Source organism: Stackebrandtia soli (assembly GCF_965137155.1).
Lineage (GTDB): Bacteria > Actinomycetota > Actinomycetes > Mycobacteriales > Micromonosporaceae > Stackebrandtia > Stackebrandtia soli.
In genome coordinates this window covers 1-21337 of record NZ_CBCRZX010000004.1, presented here as the reverse complement: position 1 = coordinate 21337, position 21337 = coordinate 1, and the positions used below count along the sequence as shown (strand labels likewise).

Below are 21337 nucleotides of genomic sequence, written 5' to 3'. Positions count from 1 at the left end.
ACATAACAGTCGTACTGTTAAGCGCGGCCGCTCGGCGCCGTCGATCAGGCGGTGCCGTCGTGCTGGGCCCGCCACATCTTCCAGGCACTGGCCACCATGTCCTTGAGGTCTCGGCTGGCTCTCCAGTCGAGCAGGCGGGTGGCCTTGTCGACGTTGGCGGCGGCGCCGGCGGTGTCGCCGGGGCGTCGCCCGACGACCTCGTGCGGCACCGGCAGTCCCGTCACGGCGCGAACCGTCTCCAGCAACTCCATGACGGTGTAGCCGCGGCCGGTGCCGATGTTCAGCACGTCGCGAACGGTGTTGGACTCGACGTGCGCCACTGCGGCGACGTGCGCCTCGGCGAGGTCGAGGATGTGGATGTAGTCGCGCAGCCCACTGCCGTCACGCGTGTCGAAGTCGGCGCCGGTGAGCGTGAACGGCTCGCCGGCGTCGATCGCGCGGAACAGGACGGCGATGACGTTCGCGCCGCCGACCTCGGCGAGTTCCGGAGCCGCCGCTCCGACCGGGTTGAAGTACCGCAGCGCCAGGTAGGACAGATCCTGCGCGGGCGCGACGTCGGCGAGGATGTGCTCGGCCATGAGCTTCGTCTGGCCGTAGGCGCTGATCGGGGTGACCGGCACGTCCTCTCGGAGCGCGTCGCCGGACGCCGCGCCGTACACGGCGGCGGAGGACGACTGCACCAGATGGCGCACCCCCGCGTCCTCCATCGCCTCGAGCAGCGTGATGAAACCGCCCACGTTCTGCTCGTAGTACCACAGGGGACGTTCGACGGACTCGGGAACGGATTTGCGGGCTGCGAGGTTGATGACACCCGTGACCCCGTGTTCTCGCATCGCCGAGGTGAGCGTGTCCCGGTCGCCGAGGTTCCCGCTCACCAGCGGCACGCCGTCGGGAACGCGATTCTCGGTGCCGCTGGTCAGATCGTCGAAGACGACCGAGGAGTACCCGGACTCCGACAACCGCCGCACCACATGTGATCCGATGTAACCCGCTCCGCCCGTGACCAACCACGTCATGATTCCCGTGCCCTCCTCGATTCGGCGTCAGCAACCATACCTGGCCGGGGTTCGACGCCCGATCCGCGCGACGGCGCCCTCGAAACGCGGCACGATCGTCGGGTCCGGCGGCCCCACGCGTGGGCGTCACGGCGGATAGGCTCACAGGTATGACCGTTCGTCGCATCATGGGCACCGAAGTCGAGTACGGAATCTCCGTTCCGGGGCAGCCCGGGGCCAACCCGATGGTGACCTCATCGCAGATCGTCAACGCCTACGGGGCGCGTCCCGAGCTCACCAAGGGGGGCAGGGCGCGGTGGGACTACGAAGAGGAGTCCCCCTTGCGCGACGCACGGGGCTTCACGTACACGGGCGCGCTGTACGATCCGGCCGAGGCATTGGCCGATGAGGACACCGGGCTGGCCAACGTCATCCTGACCAACGGCGCTCGGCTCTATGTGGACCACGCGCACCCCGAGTACTCGGCGCCCGAGACGACGAACCCGCGCGACGCGGTGCTATGGGACAAGGCCGGTGAGGTCGTGATGGCCGAGGCGGCCCGCCGAGCCGCGACCGTTCCCGGCAGCCCTCCGATCAACCTGTACAAGAACAACACCGACAACAAGGGCGCCAGCTACGGCGCGCACGAGAACTACCTCATGGCACGGGCGACCCCGTTCGCCGACATCGTCAGCCACTTCACGCCGTTCCTCGTCACCCGGCCCGTCTTCGCGGGCGCCGGTCGCGTCGGCATCGGTCAGGACGGCAGCCGCGCGGGCTTCCAGATCTCCCAGCGCGCCGACTACTTCGAGGTCGAGGTCGGCCTGGAGACGACGCTCAAGCGCCCGATCATCAACACCCGCGACGAACCGCACGCCGACGCCGACCGCTACCGCCGTCTGCACGTCATCATCGGCGACGCGAACCTGTCCGAGATCTCGAGTTACCTGAAACTCGGAACGGCCGCGTTGATCCTGTCGATGATCGAGGCGGGGGAGCTGGACGGCGACCTCGCGATCGCCGAACCCGTCAACGAACTCAAGGCGATCAGCCACGATCCGACGCTGCGGCACCTCGTTCGCATGCGTGACGGTCGCAAGATGACGGCCGTGCAGATCCAACAGGAGTACCACCGCAAGGCCTCCGCCTATGTCGCCGACAGGTACGGCGACGACGCCGACGCGGAGACCGTCGAGGTCCTGAGCATGTGGGGCGAGACGCTCGACAAACTGGCCCGCGACCCGATGGAGTGCGCGACGGAACTGGACTGGGTCGCCAAACTGCGTCTGCTCAACGGATATCGCGAACGCGAGAACCTGGACTGGGACTCGTCCAAATTGGAGCTTGTGGACCTCCAGTACTCGGACGTGCGCCCGGGCAAGGGCCTGTACAACCGGCTCGTCGCGCGCGGCGCGATGAAGACGCTGTTCACGCCCGAGCAGGTCGCCGAGGCCATGATCAATCCGCCGACCGACACGCGCGCCTACTTCCGCGGCCGGTGCCTGGCGAAGTACCCGTCCGAGGTCGTCGCCGCCAGCTGGGACTCGCTGATCTTCGACGTCGGCCGCGAATCCCTCGTGCGCGTTCCGATGATGGAACCCGAGAAGGGCACGAAGGAGCACGTCGGAGCGCTGTTCGACCGGTGCCCGAGCGCGAAGGACCTGCTGGACATCCTCACGGGAGGCGAATGATCGGGCGCGATTCAGCCGTGAGCGGAATCGGGGACGGCGGTCGCCGTCGTCGCGCAGGTGACGGACGTGCCCGCACTGAGCGGGGGCACGGGAATGTCCGGCATTCACGGTAACGTTGGAGCATCACACAGTCGCCCACGGACATCGATGGGGACTCACACTGGAGGGTTGACGCATGGCAGACAAGGGCAACGGCGGGCAGTCGCAGTCGCAGCGCGCCAAACAAACCACCGATGAGGAAACCACCGAGGCCGTCGTCGATCCCGAGATCGCGGAGCGGCACGAGGAGATCGGCGAGGACGTCGACGATCTGCTCGACGAGATCGACAGCGTCCTTGAGGAGAATTCGAGCGACTTCGTCCGCTCCTATGTCCAAAAGGGCGGCCAGTAGCCCCGTATCGACTCGGGTCGATCGCGCTCGGCGGACGGCCCAGGGTGCGACTCACCACCACAGTGGTGGGTCGCCCCGTATAGCTGCATATTGTGGAGAGGTGATTATGTGAACGACAAGATGCGTTTCCCAGGTCGGTTGCCGGACGCGTTCACCGCGCCCGGTTCGTCGTCTTTCGTCGAGTTGCTGCATCAGGTGGCGCCGCACCTTCTTCCCGGCAGACAACCCTTGCCTCCGGGGGACCTGAGCAACATGGCTCCACATGGCACGACCATTGTGGCCTTGCGTTTCCGGGACGGCGTGGTCATGGCGGGCGACCGCCGCGCGACCCAGGGCAACATGATCGCCAGCCGCGACATTCGCAAGGTGTACCCCGCTGACGGCTACTCGCTCATCGGCATCGCCGGTACCGCCGGTATCGGTATCGAGATGATCCGCCTGTACCAGGCCGAGCTGGAGCACTTCGAGAAGTTGGAGGGCGCTGCGCTCAGCCTGCACGGCAAGGCGAACAAGCTCGCCAATATGATCCGCGGCAACCTCGGCATCGCGATGCAGGGCCTCGCGGTCGTGCCGTTGTTCGCCGGGTTCGACCTGGACGCCGACTCTCCCGACGAGGCTGGCCGGATCTTCAGCTACGACGTCGCCGGTGGTCTCTACGAGGAGCGCGACTACGACGCGATCGGGTCGGGTTCGCTGTTCGCCAAGGCGGCGTTGAAGAAGCGGTTCTCTCCCGACGGCGATGCCGAGGGCGCGATCCGGATGGCGGTCGAGGCGCTGTACGACGCGGCCGACGACGACAGCGCCACGGGCGGCCCGGATCTGACGCGCAAGCTGTTCCCCGTCGTCATGACGGCGACCTCCGAGGGCAGTGCGCGAGTCGGTGAGGCCGAGATCGAGCAGGTGGCCAGGGCCGTCGTGGAGGCCCGCATGGAGAACCCGGGCGGTTAGCACCTGGCGGTGTTGTCCGAGCAGACGTCGATACAGGAGACTTGATAACCGTGGCTATGCAGTTTTACACCTCGCCCGAGCAGATCATGCGGGATCGCTCGGAGTTCGCTCGAAAGAACATCTCGCGTGGCCGTAACACCGTCGTGTTGAGCTACGCCGGCGGCGTGTTGTTCGTCGCCGAGAACCTGTCCAACGCGCTGCACAAGATCAGCGAGCTGTACGACCGCGTCGGTTTCGCCGCCGTCGGTCGGTACAACGAGTTCGAGAATCTGCGTGCGGCCGGTGTGCGGATGGCCGACTTCCGTGGGTACGCCTACGACCGCCGTGACGTGACGGCCCGGCCGCTCGCCAAGGCGTACGCCCAGACGCTCGGCGCGATCTTCACCGAGCAGACGAAGCCGTTCGAGGTCGAGATCTGCGTCGCGGGCGTCGCGGCGCGTCCGGAGGACGACGAGCTGTACCGCCTCACCTATGACGGCTCGATCAACGATGAGCCGGGCTACCTCGTCATGGGTGGTCAGGCGGATCGGCTGGCGACCATCATGAAGGAAGACCACCGACTCGACATGGACCTGTCCGAGGCGTTCGCGTTGGCGTTGAAGACGCTGGGCAGCGCCGGCGGCGAGAACAACAAGGTTCGGAACATCGGCGCGGAACGCCTCGAGGTCGCCGTTCTGGAGCGGGACCGCGAGGGCCGCGCGTTCCGTCGGATCACTGGTGCGGCGTTGACGGCGCTCCTTCCCGAGGGCATGACGAGCTCCGACGACGACGCGCCGAGCGAGCCGCAGAGCGACGAATCGGCGACGGACTGATGTGACATCGGTGGGCCGACGGCGGGGCGACCCGCGGTCGNCCCACCAGCGCATGTGGACCGAACGGCTGTACGGTGTGGACTTCCGGGCGCCGGGATTCGCCTCGGTTCGGCTCACGGGCACGAAATTACGGCTGTTGCGAGGCTGCCGAATGTCACATACACCCGGTAGTGTCATCACATGGACCGGCGAATATTTGGGATTGAAACCGAATTCGGTGTGACATGTACCTTTCGGGGTCAGCGTCGGCTGTCCCCCGATGAAGTCGCGCGGTATCTGTTCAGGAGAGTGGTCAGTTGGGGCCGCTCCAGCAATGTCTTCCTTCGTAATGGTGCCCGGCTGTACCTCGATGTCGGTTCCCACCCCGAGTACGCCACGCCCGAATGCGACTCCATCGACGATCTCGTCCGGCATGATCGCGCCGGTGAACGGGTCCTGGAGGGGCTACTGATCGACGCCGAGCGGCGCCTGCACGATGAGGGCATCGCCGGTGAGATCTTCCTGTTCAAGAACAACACCGACTCGGCCGGCAACTCGTACGGTTGTCACGAGAACTTCCTCGTTTCGCGGCACGGTGAGTTCGGCCGCCTGGCGGACATTCTCATTCCGTTCCTGGTGACCAGGCAGTTGATCTGCGGCGCCGGGAAGGTCCTGCAAACCCCCCGTGGCGCGCTGTACTGCCTCTCCCAGCGCGCCGAGCACATCTGGGAGGGCGTGTCGAGCGCGACGACCCGGTCGCGCCCGATCATCAACACCCGCGACGAACCGCACGCCGACGCCGAGCGGTATCGGCGGCTGCACGTCATCGTGGGCGACTCGAACATGAACGAAGTGACGACGATGCTCAAGGTCGGCGCTGCCGACCTCGTCCTGCGCATGATCGAGACCGGCGTGGCGATGCGCGACATGACCTTGGAGAACCCGATCCGGGCGATCCGCGAGGTGTCACACGACATCACCGGTCAGCACAAGATCCGCCTCGCCAACGGCAAGGAGATGAGCGCCCTCGAAATCCAGCGCGAGTACCTCAGCAAGGCGATCGAGTTCGTCGAACGGCGCGGAGCCGACGGCGTGACGAAGCGGGTCATCGACCTGTGGGATCGCGTTCTGACGTCGGTCGAGTCGGGCGACCTCGACCAGGTGTCCCGCGAGATCGACTGGGTGTCGAAGTACCAGCTGATCGAGCGGTACCGCGCCAAGCGCGACCTGCCGCTGTCGTCGTCGCGAGTCGCCCAGCTCGACCTGGCGTATCACGACATTCGTCGAGGTCGTGGCCTGTACACGCTGCTGGAGCGGCGCGGTGAGGTCGATCGTGTCGTCCGCGACGTCGAGATCTTCGAGGCGAAGGAACGTCCGCCGCAGACGACGCGCGCTCGCCTTCGCGGCGAGTTCATCAAGAAGGCCCAGGAGAAGCGCCGCGACTTCACCGTCGACTGGGTCCACCTGAAGCTCAACGATCAGGCGCAGCGAACGGTCCTGTGCAAGGACCCGTTCCGGTCCCGCGACGAACGCGTCGACAAGCTCATCGCCTCCATGTGACGTCCAACGTGTCGGGTTCACCGACACGTCGAAGCGCCCGGCCCCATCGGCCGGNCGCTTCTCTCGTCGGTCGGGCATTTCATGTTGTTCGATGGGTCGTGGTCGTCCGGGCGCGCGTGTGAGACCCTTGCCCGGTGAGCCACGACGCATCCGACGACAAACCCACCACGGGCGACAAGGGGTCCGACCCGGACAAGCCGCGCCGTCGTTTCTCGACCAGGATCGGGAAGGGCCTCGAGCCGCGCTCCGACAAGGCCCCGTACCTGGAGCGTCGCCGAAAGAAGGTGCGTGAGGAGATCGAACGCAACCGGCGAGGCGAGTTCGTCGTCCCGACCTGGGTATTGGTCGTCGCGCTGATCGCGGTCATCGCCGGTTGGGCCGCGCTGATCCTCCTGCCTTGAGCCGAGCGGTCGGACGACGCGCCGCCCGACACTCGCCGATGGCGTCCGCGCACTGACGACCTTCGCTTGGTGTCTCGCGGTTCCCGGAGTCTTAAGCGCGGGAGCGCAGGGTCGTCAGCAGCGACGCCGCGTGCCGACCCGCGGCCGCGCAGGCGAGGAAGTACGGCAGGTCCTCGTCCAGGGTTCGGCCCATTGTAGACAGTTTGACGGGCAGGTCCCGCATCGCCTCGACGAGGCCGCCAACCCCGACGTCGACTATCCGATGCATCGCCGACAGCGGCCGCAACTGCTGCCGCACCGACACCGCCAGCGCCGGATCGAGCCCCTGCGGCACCGGGAGATCCGCGCTCGCGAGCGCGACCCGGCCGTACGCGGTGAGACTGTGGTGCGACACGCCGACATGCCGTTCACGGGCGTCGGCGTCGGAGATCCTCAGCGAGCCGATCGGCGTGCCCGCCAGCGCGGCGACGGCGTTCACGGCGTCACCGCACACCGTCCCGGAGAATCCCCAGGTCGTTCCCGTGCCGAGGTTTCCGGGGCCCTGCGCCACGATCGCGATGTCCGCCTCGCACACTCGACGGGCCGCGATCAGTCCGGTATGGATGTTGGTGGCCTCGTGGTCGCCACCGAACGCCTGCCCCACGGTGACGACCCCCGACAACGCGTCGGACAGTCCGTCGAGGGTCAGGGAGAACCAGGCCGGCAACGCGCCGCCGTCGGTCATCACGTACGCGACCCGCGCGTCCGGCTGGTCGGCGTGAATACCCGCGACTATCGCGGGAAGCGCCGAATGGAGGTCCGCGATGACGACGGGCATCCCGCCGATGTCCTCCGCGCGCATCGCCTCGCGGTGCGGCGAGTCGTCCTCGTCAACGGCCATCACCATCGCCTGCTGCGGCGTGTACCGGCCCTTGACGATGTGTCCGGGCCCGTCCACGTCCTCCGGCAGACGATCGGGAATCGCCACGATCAGCGCGTAACCGCCCGTGCCGAGGCCCTTCGCCAGAGCGTTGCAGTTCAACAGGACCCGGTCGCCCTCCCGCGGCTCCCCGACCATCTCGGTGTACGCCAGGGCGCGCGCCGTCTCCCGGTCGTCCCCCGAACGCTTGACTATGGACACTTCTACTTCCGCGCAGCCACGCCAACTCCGGCGCAGTTTGGTCACGGTTCCGTATCGCCACCTCAACACGGCGGTCACGGTAGCATCCGCCGCCGCGACAACGAAACGGCGAGCCGCGCCGCCGTGGGGGCGGGACCGGTTTGCCGCGCTCAAGCAGGCGGGTTACCGTCATTGACGTGTCGCGTCTTCGCACTGAACGCCTAGTCAACCTCGTCATCTGCCTGCTCTCGAGTCGCCGGTTCCTCACCGCCGACAAAATCGCCGCCACCGTGCCCGGCTATGAGCACGACCCCTCCGATGCCAAGGCACACGAGGCGTTCCAGCGCAAGTTCGAACGAGACAAGGCGGAACTGCGGCGACTCGGGGTTCCACTGGAGACCGGCACGGACTCCGTCTTCGACCCCGAACACGGCTACCGGATCGCGCGTCGCGACTACGAACTGCCCGAAATCGAGCTGACGCCCGACGAGGCGGCCGTCCTCGGGGCCGCGTCCCGTCTATGGCAACACTCCAAACTGGCCGGCCACGCGGGCGACGGACTGTGGAAGCTGCGCGCGGCGGGAGTCGACGTCCGAGGCGGCGACGAACCCGAGGTCGCCCCGGTCCTGACCGTCGACGAGGCCTTCGCACCCGTCATGACGGCGGTGGGGGAGCGGCGTGAGATCCGCTTCGAATACCTCGGCATCGCCGACGACGCCGGGACGAAACGTCGCGTCCAACCATGGGGCGTCGTCTGCTACCGGGGACGTTGGTACCTCGTCGGCCACGACCTCGACCGGAACGCGACCCGCTGCTTCCGCCTGTCCCGCGTCCTCGGCCACGTCAAGACCCACGGCAAGGCCAACGCGTTCACGCCACCCGCCGACGTCGACCTGATGGAACACGTCGCTAGCTTCCACCGCGCCACTCCAGAACTGCCCCCGCGCCGCGCGACCATCCTCGTCGCCCCGGGAAAGGCCGCGGGCATTCGCCGACGCGCAGAACAGATCGGACCCCGCCGCGATGGCGGCGACCCGATAGTCATCTCCTTCACCGACCCGCGCCGCTTCGCGTGGACGCTCGCCAAGTACGGATCGGACGTCACCGTCCTCGACCCACCAGAAGTCCGCAAGGAGCTGGCGAGCGTCCTCGCCGATATCGCCGCCATGTACCGCCCCACCGCCGAGACCGCAGCGACCCCCGTGGAGGCCGTCCGATGACCAGCGCGTCCCACCTGTCCCGGGTCCTCAACCTGGTTCCGTACCTCCTCACCCGGCCCGGCATCCAGATCGAGGAGGCGGCAGCCGACCTCGGCATCACCGTCGCCGAGCTCCGGGACGACCTCACTCTCCTGTGGATGTGCGGGCTGCCCGGTTACGGACCCGGCGACCTCATCGACATCGCCTTCGACGACGACACCGTCACCGTCACCTACGACGCGGGCATGACCCGTCCCGTCCGGCTGTCACCCGACGAGGCGCTCGCGCTCGTCGTGGCCCTGCGGATGCTCGCCGACACCCCGGGCCTCGCCGATCGAGACGCCGTCCGCCGCACCCTCGACAAGGTCGCCCTCGCGGCCGGCGACGCGGCCGCGGCGGCGTCGCGCGTCAGCGTCGCCGCGACCATCGACGAAGCCAACGTCGGCCGATTCCGGGGGATCGTCGCCGACGGGCACGCCGTCCGCCTCACCTACTACAGCGCCGGACGCGACCGCTCGTCCGAACGCGTCGTCGACCCGATCCGCGTCGTCATCGCCGACGACCACGCCTACCTGCACGCCTGGTGCCGCAGGGCTGAGGACGTCCGCCGATTCCGGCTCGACCGGATCGACGCGCATCGCGTCCTCGACGAACCCGCCGTCGTCCCGGTGCACGCCCGGGACGATCACGACGCGCCGGGCGCGGCGTTCGCCGCCGACGCGACCCTGCCGCAGATCGTCCTCCGCGTCAACCGACACGCGAGGTGGGTCAGCGAGTACTACCCGTGCGAGGACGTCGTAAAGCAACCCGACGGGCACTGGCTCATCACGCTGCGCGCCCGAGACCTGGACTGGGCCAAACGCTTCGTGTTGGGCCTCGGCACCGACGCCGAGGCGATCTCACCACCTCGACTGCGCGAAGCGGTCGCCACCGAGGCGACGGCCGCGCTCGCGAGCTACGACGACTGACACGACCCGCCGGGCGCATCGGGGCCGGCGCGGTGTCCTCTAATCTGGGGACATGATGTGGTGGATGATCATCAGTCTCGCGGCCGCCGTGGCGTTCGTGCTGCTGGCGGGGGTGCTGGTGTGGCGTCAGCTGCCGGCCCTGAGGACGGCGCTGATCGGTACGGAGGAACGTGTCGAGGCGGTCCGTCGGCTTCAGGCCCGGTTGGAGAAACTGCAACCGCGCATCGCCGAAGTTCAATCGAAACTGCCACGATCGGGCGACTGAACCATTCTTCGGACTTTTCGCCACGTTTCGGTAAAGATCCCCTTCGGATGAGCCGAGCGGTGTTGACGAATCCGCCGGACGCGGCCATGCTTGCCTTCGCGACGTGACCGGCACGTGCCACCCTCGTGTTCGTCGTTGGACCCGCATACGATGGGGCTTCTAGCCCCCGTCAACACAAGAGGAGCCATCATGTTCTCCGGCGCTGTTAAGCCTTGGCACATCGTCGTGCTCGTCATCGTTCTCGTGCTGCTGTTCGGAGCGAAGAAGCTGCCTGGTGCCGCCCGCGGCCTCGGTCAGTCGCTGCGAATCCTCAAGTCGGAGACGAAGTCGTTGCGCGAGGACAAGGACAAGGACGATGACGACCTGAAGCCCGCCGACGCGCGCGCCGACGCCAAGCACGCGCGCGAGCCGCTGCGTCAGACCACCATTGACGGCGAGGCGACTGTCTCCAGCGAGAAGACGCGCGAGCAGGCCTAACCCCTCGAGCGTTCGGACAGCTTATTCATGGCTATCTCATTGCGACGCCGCGGCAAGAAGACCAACTTCGCCAAGGCTGCCGACGGCTCCATGAGCCTGATGGACCACCTGCGCGAACTGCGAGGTCGGCTATTCAAGGCGTCTATTGGCATCGTCGTCGGCCTGATCGCCGGATATACCGTCGCCCAACCGGTACTCGCGTTCTTGAACGCCCCCTATTGCGACTTCATGCAATCCCAGGACGGGGCGCTCGCTGACCCGAACTGGAAGTGCGAGTTCAACCTCGGGTCACCGATGCAGGGTTTCATCCTGGACCTGCGAGTCGCTCTGGTCATCGGCGTCATCATCTCGGCTCCGGTCTGGCTGTACCAGATGTGGGCGTTCATCGCCCCTGGCCTGCACAAGAACGAGCGCCGGTACACCTACTACTTCGCGGCCGTCGCCGGCCCGCTGTTCATTGCGGGCGCCATCCTGGCGCACTTCGTGATCGGCAAGAGCCTCGAGTTCTTCATTCCAACCGCGTACGACGTCGTCGTCAACATGAGCGACTACTTCGACTTCGTCACGGGCGTCATGCTGTTGTTCGGCGCCGGTTTCGAGTTCCCGTTGGTCATCGTGTTGATGAACGTCATCGGCATCGCCAGCGCGAAGAAGCTGCTCAGCTGGTGGCGGGTCACGGTCTTCCTGATCTTCCTGTTCTGCGCGGTGGTGACGCCGTCGCCGGACCCGTTCGGAATGACGGCGTTGGCGTTGGCCATGTGCGTGCTGTACTTCGCCGCCGTCGGGTTCGCCTTCCTCAACGACAAGCGTCGATCCCGGAAGAACGCCGACTGGGACAACATCGACCCCGACCAGGCGTCGGACATCGACGAGGTCGCACCGGTGGCCGAGCCGGAAGCCGTCGCCGATCCGGATCCGCTCGCGGAACCGAGCGAGATCGACGAGCCCGGACGTGATCGTCGCCGATACGACGACGACGCGACCTGACGAACGAAGCCGTTAGCGTCGAGACATGACGAAGGCGGGTGGCCCTTATACGGGTCACCCGCCTTCGCTGTCGCGGCGTCATCGCCCCAATGACGCCGCGCGGTTAACGGATATTGCTTAGTCGGCCTCGGCGGCGACGTCGAGCTCCGCCTTGGCTTCGCCGTCGACGATGGCGATCTTCGTCGATGTGGGGGTCTTCGCGGTCACCTTGGCGACGCGGACGCTGAGCACGCCGTTGTCGAGGGACGCGGAGATCTGCTCGGCGGTCGTGCCTTCCGGAACGGTGAATCCACGACGGAAAGCGCCGTATCGCAGGCCACGCGCGAGGTACCGGTCGCCGTCGGCGAGTTCGCTCTCGGCGCGTTCACCGGTGACGGTGAGCTTGCGTCCGTCGAGAGTGACGTCGACGGCGTCGGCGGGCACGCCCGCGATCGCCAGTTTGATGACGACGTCGTCGCCATCGGTCACCACGTCGGCGGCGGGTTTGAAGTTCTTGTTGTCGTTTCCGAACGCCTCAGCGATGAGCTGGTCGAACTCGCTGTTGACTCGCGAGGACAGGTACCACGGCTGACGGTAACGAACGAGCATCTTGGATTGCCTCCTAGGCTTCCTACTTTTGGCGCTCTCCCTGCGAGATCGCCAACGCCCTGTATGACAAATCGAGTGGTCGAGTTATTTCAATGTGTGTCGACCGTCTCTTGGAGTGTCTACATCGTTACGTCATGGTGATGGCGCTCACCGACATTGGGGTCAACGCATGTCCACGTATCGCTATGCCGGACTGCCGTCGGTGTCACACCGCGGTTCCGGTCTCGTTCGACATATTCGAGAGAGTCGATCTTGTAGCGCGTTTCGCGGTCACATCGTCGACGTCGGATCGCCTGCGCGCGTTGGATGATGGCGCGTGGCGGTACTGATCACGGTGCGAGAGGAGGATTGACGCGAGGAGCCCTCGGAGTGGTCCACGCGTGGTCCGACCTGCGCGAGCGCCCGCCCGCTGCGTTCCCGACCGGTATGGCCATTCTGGACGGCGAGCGTTCGTGCCGCATCGACGACGGATAGGCGCTGAACCTTCGCGGTGGTGGACTTTGGCGGCGCTGGGCTCTCGCGGTGTGGTCGAGCACCGAGCCTCGGATACCGGGAGTCGTCACCGAGTTCGTTACCCCTGAGGCGCTTCCGGCGAGCCGCGGCCCTCGTGACGGTCGCGTCGGGTTCATGGGTCGTGGTTCACGGCCGATGGCCGAGTCGCGGCCACCCGGATGTGGGCCGGGTGGCCGCGACGGTGGGTCAGCCCTTGACGCAGACGACCTGCTTGAGCCGCGCGACGACTTCCACGAGGTCGCGCTGTGCCGCGATGACCTCGTCGATGTCCTTGTAGGCCGACGGGATCTCGTCGACGACGCCGGAGTCCTTGCGGCACTCGACGCCTTCGGTCTGCGCGGCGAGGTCGTCGGCCGTGAACAGCTTGCGTGCCTTGTTCCGGCTCATCCGCCGTCCGGCGCCGTGCGACGCCGATTCGTACGCCGCGCGGTTGCCGAGCCCGCGGACGATGAACGACGACGCGCCCATCGATCCGGGGATGATTCCCATCCGGCCCGCCCCGGCGTGGATGGCGCCCTTACGGGTGACGAGGACGTCCTGCCCGTCGTGCTCCTCCTCGGCCACGTAGTTGTGGTGGCAGGAGATCTCCTTGTCGAACTTGACCTTCGGGAACTGCTTGGCGACGACCTGCCGCAGCAGCGCCATCATGACGGCGCGGTTCCGACGCGCGTACTCCTGCGCCCAGAACAGGTCGTTGCGGTATGCCTCCATCGTCGGAGTTCCGGCGATGAACACCGCCAGGTCGGGATCGGGAAGGTCGGCGTTGTGGGGCAGGTTCTTCGCCCGCTCGATGTGGTATTCGGCGAGCTTGTTCCCGATGTTGCGCGAACCCGAGTGCAGCATGAGCCACACGTCGCCGTCGTTGTCGAGGCAGACTTCGATGAAGTGGTTGCCACCGCCGAGCGAACCGAGTTGCTGCATCGCGCGGCCCTTCAGCTGCTGTGCGATCGGCTTGGCGAGATCGTCGAATTCCGACCAGAAGTCGTACCAGCCACGGAAACCCGTCGACAGCTGGTCGAATTCGAGGGACCGCTTGTGCGCTCCGCGTCCGACCGGGATCGCGTTCTCGATCGCGCGCCGCAGCCGCGAGAGGTCGTCCGGCAGGTTCTCGGCGGTCAGTGACGTCCGCTGCGCGGTCATGCCGCAGCCGATGTCGACACCGACGGCGGCGGGGGAGACGGCTCCACGCATCGCGATGACGGATCCGACCGTCGCGCCCTTGCCGTAGTGGACGTCGGGCATGACCGCGACGCCCTCGACCCAGGGGAGCGCCGCGATGTTGTGCAACTGGCCCAAGGCTTCCGGTTCGACTTTCGACGGGTCTCCCCACAGTCGAATGGGTGCTCCCGTGCTGGCGAGATCGTGGTGGGACATCGCGTACTCCTCTCCTCGGACGGCATCGTGCGGTGTCTGGAAGAGTGTGCGTCAGCGGTGCCGGTCGCCGCGAGTGAATTTACCGTTGACTATCTCGTCGTGACCACGATGGAGTGTTCGCCCACGGTCGGATCCGTCGTCACGGAAAGGATTCTCGTGTCGGGGTCAAAGGAGACGGTGCACGCGCCACAGTCGACCGTTCCGCCGTTGCCGAAGACGTCCGGCAGGTAGATCTCGGTCGGCGCGGTCACTCCGTCGACGCTGGTGAACGCGACGGACAGTCGCAACGCGTCCGCGTCGTACTCGATCAGGGTCGGGGTTCCGGCGATGGCGCGGGGATAGGCGCGATCGAGTGTGCTCACCAACGGTTGACGTTCGCCGTTGCCGCCGTAGGGCCCCCAGGGTCCGGGGTCGCTCGACCAGTACGCCCAACCCATTCCGGCCGTATCGGCGATGTCCGCGATCTTGTCCACGAAGTCCAGGCCGCCGGGCTGGGTCGCGTCGAGCCCGAACTCCCCGAGGAAAACGGGCGCGTTCCACCGTTGCGCGACGCGCAGCACGTTGTCGCGCCACCAGCCGACGGTCGTGTCGACGGGGGCCTTGCCATCTCCGTCGTAGTGGCCTCCGAGGTCCATCGGCAGCGGGTACAGGTGCGGAGCGAAGACGATCCGGTCCTCACCGGGGCGGGGGTCGTCGAAGACCGGCAGCGACGACGGCAGGCCCCAGTTGACGCCGACGGCCTGCGGTTCGAGGAAGATCCACCCGTTCTCGTCGACCCGTCGGATGCGGTCGATGCAGGTCTCGTACAGGGCCGCGAGCGGTCCGTTTTCGAACGCCGTCGCCTGGACGCTGCCACCCCACGGCTCGTTCATGAGGTCGTAGCCCAGAACCGTGTCGTCGTCGGCGAAGTACTCCGCGACGTGGCCCCACGCGTCGGCATAGCGCCGCATCAGGTCCGTCGCGGCGTCACCGGTTCCCCAGAAGTTGTCGAAGGCGCGGATGACGCCGGGCTCGAGGTAGTAGAACTCCCACTGGTCCTGCTTGCCGACCGGCAGGCCCTCCATCTCCGTCGCCCAGTCCGGAGCGCCGTTGCCGACGTTCCCCTCCGGAGTGATCGCTCCACCGTAGAGGTCCTGATGCATGTCGAGGATGACGTGATAACCCCGGTCCCCATACCATTCGACTCGCTCCGCGACCTTCGCCAGATACGTGTCGTCGTACGCGCCGGGCTCGGGTTCGACGGTCCTCCACTGGAGAAGGAACCGGACGACGTTCGTTCCCATGTCGCGGTACTCGCGCTCCACCTCGGATTCGTCGAGGATCGGCAGACCGTCCGGTGTGCTCTTCGCGCTCGACGCGGTGTTCAGCCCGCGCAACAGGAGTGCGCGTCCCTCGTCGTCGGTGATGAATCGGGGCGCCATCGTTGGGGGAGCGTCCCGCAGCGCCGAGGCGGCGCCGCCGAACAGCAGAATTCCCACGACGGCGAGGACGGTGGCAAGTCGGGCACGTCGCATCGGGCACCTCGTCTCGGCGGCGTTGTGAGTCAACACACGCTAGCATGGCTAACATGAAGATTGTTCGCGATAGCCGTGTGGGTTCGGCGGCGACGACCGCGCTCATCCTTGTCCTCCTCGCCGGCAACGGCTGGTTCCTCACCACCGTCATGGCACGCCTCGGCTACCTGACATTGCCCGCTGCCCTTGGTCTTCCCGCGGGCCTCCCCGGCCTACGGTTCTGGCCCCTCGGCGAAGTCGGCGTCCTCCTCACCATCGGCGAATCCGTCGCCGCGCTCGTCTTCGTCGCGGTCATCGCCGCCTGGATCGGCGGGACCGTCACGCGACACGTCGACGCCAGACCACTTCGGCTGTTCGGCTCCGCGGTGGCCGCCGCGATCGTGGCCGGCGTCACCGCGGGCGCGATCCGCCTGGTCGTCACGTCATTCATCCAGTCGACCGGTCCCGGTGTCTACCTCGGATACGTCGCGGCCGTCACCGTCATCACGGCGATCTGGGGCCTCCTCGCCGGAATCCTCATCGGAGCCGTCACCGCGTCCGTCGGCTCCCGTCGCCCCATCGAGGTGATCGACGAAGCCTGAACCGGCGCACCACGCCGCGTGCTGCGCGCACGCGCGCTCCCACAACACCTTCACGTCGGAACCCGATATGGACGGTGCGCCGAGTCCGAACACTCCATGAAGGACATTGGCGAGCTCCGCCGCGTCCTCGATCAACCGCGTCGACTCCCAACCCGACGCACCCACCACCGTCAACGTCCGCGCCCGCAACCGCGCGTGCCGACCACCATCACTCGACTGAACCGACATCAAACCCACGAACGGGGACTCCGGCGACGTCGACAACTCCTCGCAACGCGCCACGAAATCCACGACCCGGCGAGGAACCGGCCGCACGTCGAACGACCGCACCGTCCCCGCCGGATCCGGTCGACACCGCCACACCCGGCCGCCCACGTCCTCCAAGTGGTGAGCGCGACCGGCCTGCAGAACCACGCCCTCCCGCAACGGAAGCGGCTCCACGAAAGCGTTCCCCAGACCGACGTCCACCAGATACGGCACGCCGTCCACCCGGGCCACGAGCGCCATGTGATTCCCCCACGCCGAATCGCCCACCTCCGCCCGATTCACGGCGGCCTCCACGACGGTGACATCGAAACCCAAGCCCCGCAACAACAACGCGAACGAACCGTTCAACTCGAAACAGAACCCACCACGCCGCGAAGCCACCACCTTCGCCCACAACGCCGCCGAGTCCAGGCTCACCCCGCGCCCCAACTGCATGTCGACCGTCTCATACGGAACCGACCGGACATGCGCGCCGTGCAACCGCGCCAACCACCCCACCGACGGCACCACGTCCGACACCGAGCACATACCGTCACGGTAAATTCGCTCTAGATAGGCGTTGAGCTGACAACCGTCCAACATCACCGCACTGTATCGACGAACGTCACCACACCGCCCGGCCGCGATCGACGGGCAGCGACAGGAGCAGGACCGATGACCAACCGCGCAACGACCGACACCACCAGCGGCGTCATGATCGACGCGCCCGACACCCTCGACCGGGACGACGCCGTCTGGGTTCGCCGCGACGACACCGGCTACACCGCCTGGGTCCACATAGCTCAACTGGCGCCGCTCGTGCCCGCCGACGGCGACATCGACCTACGAGCGCGCCAACGCGTCCACACCCAATACCGCGCCACCCGCACCATCCCGATGCTGCCCGCCCGCATCGAACACCACGCGTCCCTCCGCCCAGGCGATCCCCAAGCCAGCATGCGCGTCACCATGCGATACACCCACGACGGAACCCTCACCGGCCACGAACTCGCCGACGCCACGCTCACCGACGCGCACTCCGTCACCTACGCCGACACACCCGCGATCCTCGACGACCCGAACCACCCCCTCAACCCCGTCCTCCGCGACGCCCACGCCCTCACCACGACACTCCTCGAACGTCGCAAACAATCCGGAGCGCTCGCCCTCTACGACCTGTTCAAGGGATACGCCACAAACGAGGAAGGCCAACTCGTCAAACTCGCCGGCCACCAACGCAACGTCGGCTACGTCATCGTCTCCGAACTCATGATCGCCGCCAACGCGGCCATCGCCACCTGGTGCGCCGAACACGACCTGCCCATCCTCTTCCGCAACCACCGCATCGCCGCCGTCGCCGGCGACCGGCAGGACATCCTCGACGAACTCACCACCGCCCACACCGTCAGCGAAGCGACCCACTACGAGACGCTCCGCACCCGCATGAGCATCGTCAACCGAGCCGCCACCTACGACCCCGCGATATTCGGCCACTTCGGACTCAACCTGCCCGCATACGCCCACTGCACCAGCCCACTGCGCCGCTACTCCGACCTCATCAACCAACGCATCCTCATGAGCGCCCTCTCCGACAAACCGACCCCGCACGCGCTCCCCGCCCTCGGCGACATCGCCACCCACATCAACGACACCATCCGAGCCGAACGCGTCGCCCGCTCCGAACACTTCAAACAAGCCGCTCGACACGACGTCCAACGCCGCCTCGGAGCCGACGACCTCACCGCGTTCACCAGCGCCGAACTCCACCGCGCGATCCGCATCGCCACCGAACAGGACCAACCCGCGCCACCACCACTGGCCGCCGAGATCCGACGCCGCCTCGACGACAACACCCTTCCCCTGCGCGACTGGTACGAAATCCTCCTCAACGCCCCGCACACCTGGACGAACCTCCGCGAACACGTCAACACCGCACTATCCAGCCAACCCCACTCAGCCCCGACCCTCCTCAACATGCACGCACAAGCCGTCCTCGGCGGCCCCGTCACCGGCGACCACCTCCGCTGGACCATCACCCACGCCGGAACCCCACAACACCCCCGCTTCGAAGCCCGCCTCACCCTCCAACTCGACGACACCGTGGAATCCCCACCCCGCACCCACCGGACAAAGAAGGACGCCAAAGCTCACGCCGCGCTCGCGCTCCTCGCCCGACTGGCCGGAGTGCCCGACACGTCACACGACCTGCCCCCCGGCGCCGTTGCCGCAGCTCAACACGGCACTCTCGAACCGATCCCCGCCGATCGCAACGACGTGATGGCGGTCAACGAGTACGCCCAGATCGGTGCCGTCTCGGGCCTTGAGTGGACCTTCTCCAGCGAAGGACCACCCCACGAACCCGTATTCACCTGCCGGGCGACCGTCGACGCCCGGTCGGGGACGCACACCGGCATCGGCACCGGAGCGAGCAAGCAACTCGCCAAGGCCGCAGCCGCACAACAGCTGCGACACCTCATCGAAAGCGAACTCACCCGTGACAGCGTCTCCACCCCATGACCCCGAACACGCGATCCGCGCCCTGAGCCAACACGCGACGGCCGCCGCACCGCTGCTACTCGGCAGCCGGATAACCGCCGGCGACGTCACGATCCGCGTCACCGAGGTCGAGGCGTACGGAGGCGTCGGCACCGACCCCGGCTCGCACTGCCACCGCGGCAAGACCAACCGCAACGCCAGCATGTTCGGCCCACCAGGGCACGCCTACGTCTACTTCACCTACGGCATGCACCACTGCCTCAACGTCGTCTGCCAACCCGAAGGCACCGCGGGCGGTTGCCTGATCCGCGCGGGCGAAGTCGTCGACGGCCACGAGCTCGCGACGCAACGTCGTCCCGGCGCCGCCGCCCGCGACCTCGCGCGCGGTCCCGCCCGCCTCACCGTCGCCCTCGGCATCGACCGACGCCTCGACGGAACCCACCTCCTGGGCGACGGCCAGATCGAACTCTCCCTGCGCGACACCGACATCGGCCACATCAGCAGCGGACCCCGCACCGGCGTCGGCGGCGACGGCGCCCTCACGCCATGGCGGTTCTGGCTCACCGACGACCCGACCGTCAGCCCGTACCGCCCCCATCAACCCAAAAACCGGTCGCGAACCCCACGAGCACATGCGTAAGAATTGACCTCGTGAACATTCTCGACGACCTCCAGTGGCGTGGCCTCATCCAGGATTCCACCGACATCGACGCTCTGCGCGCCCACATCGACGAGGGTCACCGCACCTTCTACGTGGGTTTCGACCCGACCGGGCAGAGCCTGCACGTCGGCCACCTCACACAGGCCCTCACCGCCCGCCGCCTCCAGCGGGCGGGATTGCGTCCACTCCTGCTCGTCGGCGGAGCCACGGGTCTCATCGGCGACCCCCGCGAGACCAGCGAACGTCAACTCAACCCGCGCGAAACCGTCGAGGGTTGGGTCGCCGACATCCAGGAACAGGTCCGCCCGTACGTCGACCTCACCGGCGACAACGCCGCGACCCTCGTCAACAACGCCGACTGGACCGGCGAACTGACGGCGCTCGACTTCCTCCGCGACATCGGCAAGCACTTCTCGGTCAACCGCATGCTCGCCCGCGAGGTCGTCAAGGCGCGACTGGAGAGCGGTATCAGCTTCACGGAGTTCTCGTACCAGATCATCCAGTCGAACGACTACTACGAACTCCACAAGCGACACAACTGCACGATCCAATTCGGAGGATCGGACCAGTGGGGCAACATCGCCTCCGGCGTGGACTACGTCCGACGCCGGGGAGCCGGCCCGGTTCACGCCTTCGTCACCCCACTCGTGACGAAGGCCGACGGAACCAAGTTCGGAAAATCCGAAGGCGAGGCCGTCTGGCTCGACTCGAGCCTCACCAGCCCATACGCCTTCTACCAGTTCTGGTTCAACACCGCCGACGAGGACATCGCCAAATACCTGCGCTACTTCAGCTTCCGCGACCACGACGAGATCCTCGAACTGGAGAAGGCCACCGTCGACCGCCCGGCAGCCCGCGCGGCGCAACGCGCGCTCGCTGAGGAGTTGACGGCGCTCGTGCACGGCGCGAACGAGTGCGCACAGGTGATCGCCGCCAGTCAGGCGCTGTTCGGTCGCGGCGAGTTGGGCACCTTGTCGGAGGCGACCTTGGAGGCGGCCCTGCGTGAGGCCGGCGCCGTCGAGGTCGATAGGAACGACGTTTCCGGGATCGCGGCGCTCTTTAAGGAGTCCGGTCTCGTGAAGTCGGTGTCGGAGGCGCGTCGCACGGTCACCGAGGGTGGCGCGTACGTCAACAACGTCCGCGTCGAGGACGCCGACGGTCCGTTGACCGACGAGCAGTTGCTGTTCGGTCGGATTGCGGTGCTGCGTCGGGGCCGAAAGAACATCAGCGGCGTGATCATGCGTTGAGCTGCGGAAACGGGGCGGTCGCCGGATAGGGGACCCCCCTCGTTTTCGGGGGTTTTGGGGCCGTGTAATGTTCTAACTGCCTGCGGGGCACCGGACAAGACCGAAAGCCGCGACAAGCGGCCGGATGTACGGCTTGCAGGCAGACTCCCGCCAAACTTGGACAGGGTAGCATCGCGCTCTCACTTCGGAAATTTTCCGGGGAGGGTCTTGCGAAGCGAAACTCGGTCTGGTAGGTTGGTGGGGTTGTGCTTCATCGGATGGCCTTTGTTTGTGGGGGTTGTTTGGTGTGGGTGTGTTGTTTGAGAACTTAACAGGGTGTTTTTGTGATGGTCAGTGTGTGGGCCT

Annotated in this window: 20 protein-coding genes and 1 pseudogene; 15 read left to right on the top strand and 6 right to left on the bottom strand. The window is 66.8% G+C overall.

The window, feature by feature from the left end:
• Positions 1–44: 44 nt before the first annotated feature.
• Positions 45–1016, bottom strand: coding sequence for a UDP-glucose 4-epimerase GalE (galE, locus tag ACM9NP_RS03625; RefSeq protein ID WP_415645123.1), 972 nt, complete (start codon positions 1014–1016; stop codon positions 45–47).
• A gap of 149 nt (positions 1017–1165) precedes the next feature.
• On the opposite strand from galE, the gene dop reads away from it, so the two are divergent.
• The 6 genes from dop (at position 1166) to ACM9NP_RS03595 (ending at position 6777) form a co-directional block, all read left to right on the top strand.
• Positions 1166–2686, top strand: coding sequence for a depupylase/deamidase Dop (gene dop / locus ACM9NP_RS03620; protein WP_415645122.1), 1521 nt, complete (start codon positions 1166–1168; stop codon positions 2684–2686).
• Positions 2687–2861: 175 nt separating this feature from the next.
• On the top strand, positions 2862–3077 hold the full coding sequence (locus ACM9NP_RS03615; protein WP_415645121.1) for a ubiquitin-like protein Pup: 216 nt from the start codon (positions 2862–2864) through the stop codon (positions 3075–3077).
• A 120-nt stretch (positions 3078–3197) separates the two neighbouring features.
• Positions 3198–4025: a proteasome subunit beta gene (gene prcB / locus ACM9NP_RS03610; protein ID WP_415645306.1), complete on the top strand. Its 828-nt coding sequence runs from the start codon at positions 3198–3200 to the stop codon at positions 4023–4025.
• A 50-nt stretch (positions 4026–4075) separates the two neighbouring features.
• The gene (gene prcA, locus ACM9NP_RS03605; protein ID WP_415645120.1) at positions 4076–4837 is read left to right on the top strand and encodes a proteasome subunit alpha; all 762 of its coding nucleotides are present in this window, start codon (positions 4076–4078) and stop codon (positions 4835–4837) included.
• Between the two features lie 180 nt (positions 4838–5017).
• A complete protein-coding gene (pafA, locus tag ACM9NP_RS03600; RefSeq protein WP_415645119.1) occupies positions 5018–6376 on the top strand; it encodes a Pup--protein ligase in 1359 nt (452 codons plus the stop codon).
• 221 nt (positions 6377–6597) lie between these two features.
• Positions 6598–6777: a hypothetical protein gene (locus ACM9NP_RS03595; protein WP_415645305.1), complete on the top strand. Its 180-nt coding sequence runs from the start codon at positions 6598–6600 to the stop codon at positions 6775–6777.
• 91 nt (positions 6778–6868) lie between these two features.
• Here ACM9NP_RS03595 and ACM9NP_RS03590 read toward each other — a convergent pair whose 3' ends face one another.
• Positions 6869–7966, bottom strand: a complete 1098-nt coding sequence (locus ACM9NP_RS03590; RefSeq protein ID WP_415645118.1) for a DUF3866 family protein — start codon at positions 7964–7966, stop codon at positions 6869–6871.
• Positions 7967–8073: 107 nt separating this feature from the next.
• Between ACM9NP_RS03590 and ACM9NP_RS03585 the strand changes: the two genes are divergently transcribed.
• The 5 genes from ACM9NP_RS03585 to tatC all read left to right on the top strand — a co-directional run bounded on the left by ACM9NP_RS03585 (position 8074) and on the right by tatC (position 11772).
• A complete protein-coding gene (locus tag ACM9NP_RS03585; RefSeq protein WP_415645117.1) occupies positions 8074–9096 on the top strand; it encodes a helix-turn-helix transcriptional regulator in 1023 nt (340 codons plus the stop codon).
• The gene (locus ACM9NP_RS03580; protein ID WP_415645116.1) at positions 9093–10043 is read left to right on the top strand and encodes a helix-turn-helix transcriptional regulator; all 951 of its coding nucleotides are present in this window, start codon (positions 9093–9095) and stop codon (positions 10041–10043) included. Before ACM9NP_RS03585 ends, ACM9NP_RS03580 begins: the two co-directional genes overlap by 4 nt.
• 64 nt (positions 10044–10107) lie before the next feature.
• Complete coding sequence (locus tag ACM9NP_RS03575) at positions 10108–10308, top strand: hypothetical protein (protein ID WP_415645115.1); 201 nt, start codon at positions 10108–10110, stop codon at positions 10306–10308.
• 189 nt (positions 10309–10497) lie between these two features.
• The gene (gene tatA / locus ACM9NP_RS03570) at positions 10498–10785 is read left to right on the top strand and encodes a Sec-independent protein translocase subunit TatA (protein ID WP_415645114.1); all 288 of its coding nucleotides are present in this window, start codon (positions 10498–10500) and stop codon (positions 10783–10785) included.
• 27 nt (positions 10786–10812) lie between these two features.
• Positions 10813–11772, top strand: a complete 960-nt coding sequence (gene tatC, locus ACM9NP_RS03565) for a twin-arginine translocase subunit TatC (RefSeq protein WP_415645113.1) — start codon at positions 10813–10815, stop codon at positions 11770–11772.
• A gap of 117 nt (positions 11773–11889) precedes the next feature.
• On the opposite strand, the gene ACM9NP_RS03560 is transcribed toward tatC, so the two are convergent.
• The 3 genes from ACM9NP_RS03560 to ACM9NP_RS03550 all read right to left on the bottom strand — a co-directional run bounded on the left by ACM9NP_RS03560 (position 11890) and on the right by ACM9NP_RS03550 (position 15761).
• The gene (locus ACM9NP_RS03560; RefSeq protein ID WP_415645112.1) at positions 11890–12360 is read right to left on the bottom strand and encodes an Hsp20/alpha crystallin family protein; all 471 of its coding nucleotides are present in this window, start codon (positions 12358–12360) and stop codon (positions 11890–11892) included.
• Positions 12361–13059: 699 nt separating this feature from the next.
• Positions 13060–14247, bottom strand: a complete 1188-nt coding sequence (locus tag ACM9NP_RS03555; protein WP_415645111.1) for an RtcB family protein — start codon at positions 14245–14247, stop codon at positions 13060–13062.
• Between the two features lie 89 nt (positions 14248–14336).
• Complete coding sequence (locus tag ACM9NP_RS03550; protein WP_415645110.1) at positions 14337–15761, bottom strand: cellulase family glycosylhydrolase; 1425 nt, start codon at positions 15759–15761, stop codon at positions 14337–14339.
• A 53-nt stretch (positions 15762–15814) separates the two neighbouring features.
• Here ACM9NP_RS03550 and ACM9NP_RS03545 point away from each other — a divergent pair, with 53 nt between their 5' ends.
• Positions 15815–16342, top strand: coding sequence for a hypothetical protein (locus ACM9NP_RS03545; RefSeq protein ID WP_415645109.1), 528 nt, complete (start codon positions 15815–15817; stop codon positions 16340–16342).
• A gap of 141 nt (positions 16343–16483) precedes the next feature.
• On the opposite strand, the pseudogene ACM9NP_RS03540 reads toward ACM9NP_RS03545, so the two are convergent.
• Positions 16484–17044 (bottom strand): annotated as a pseudogene (locus ACM9NP_RS03540) (arylamine N-acetyltransferase family protein); the annotation flags it as partial.
• A gap of 219 nt (positions 17045–17263) precedes the next feature.
• Here ACM9NP_RS03540 and ACM9NP_RS03535 point away from each other — a divergent pair.
• From ACM9NP_RS03535 to tyrS, 3 genes are read left to right on the top strand one after another with little or no spacing between them, the layout of a single operon-like run.
• On the top strand, positions 17264–19105 hold the full coding sequence (locus ACM9NP_RS03535; RefSeq protein ID WP_415645108.1) for an RNB domain-containing ribonuclease: 1842 nt from the start codon (positions 17264–17266) through the stop codon (positions 19103–19105).
• A gap of 13 nt (positions 19106–19118) precedes the next feature.
• On the top strand, positions 19119–19724 hold the full coding sequence (locus ACM9NP_RS03530) for a DNA-3-methyladenine glycosylase (RefSeq protein ID WP_415645304.1): 606 nt from the start codon (positions 19119–19121) through the stop codon (positions 19722–19724).
• Between the two features lie 11 nt (positions 19725–19735).
• Entirely contained in the window at positions 19736–20992 is a 1257-nt protein-coding gene (gene tyrS / locus ACM9NP_RS03525) for a tyrosine--tRNA ligase (RefSeq protein ID WP_415645107.1), read from the top strand.
• The last annotated feature ends 345 nt before the right edge of the window (positions 20993–21337 follow it).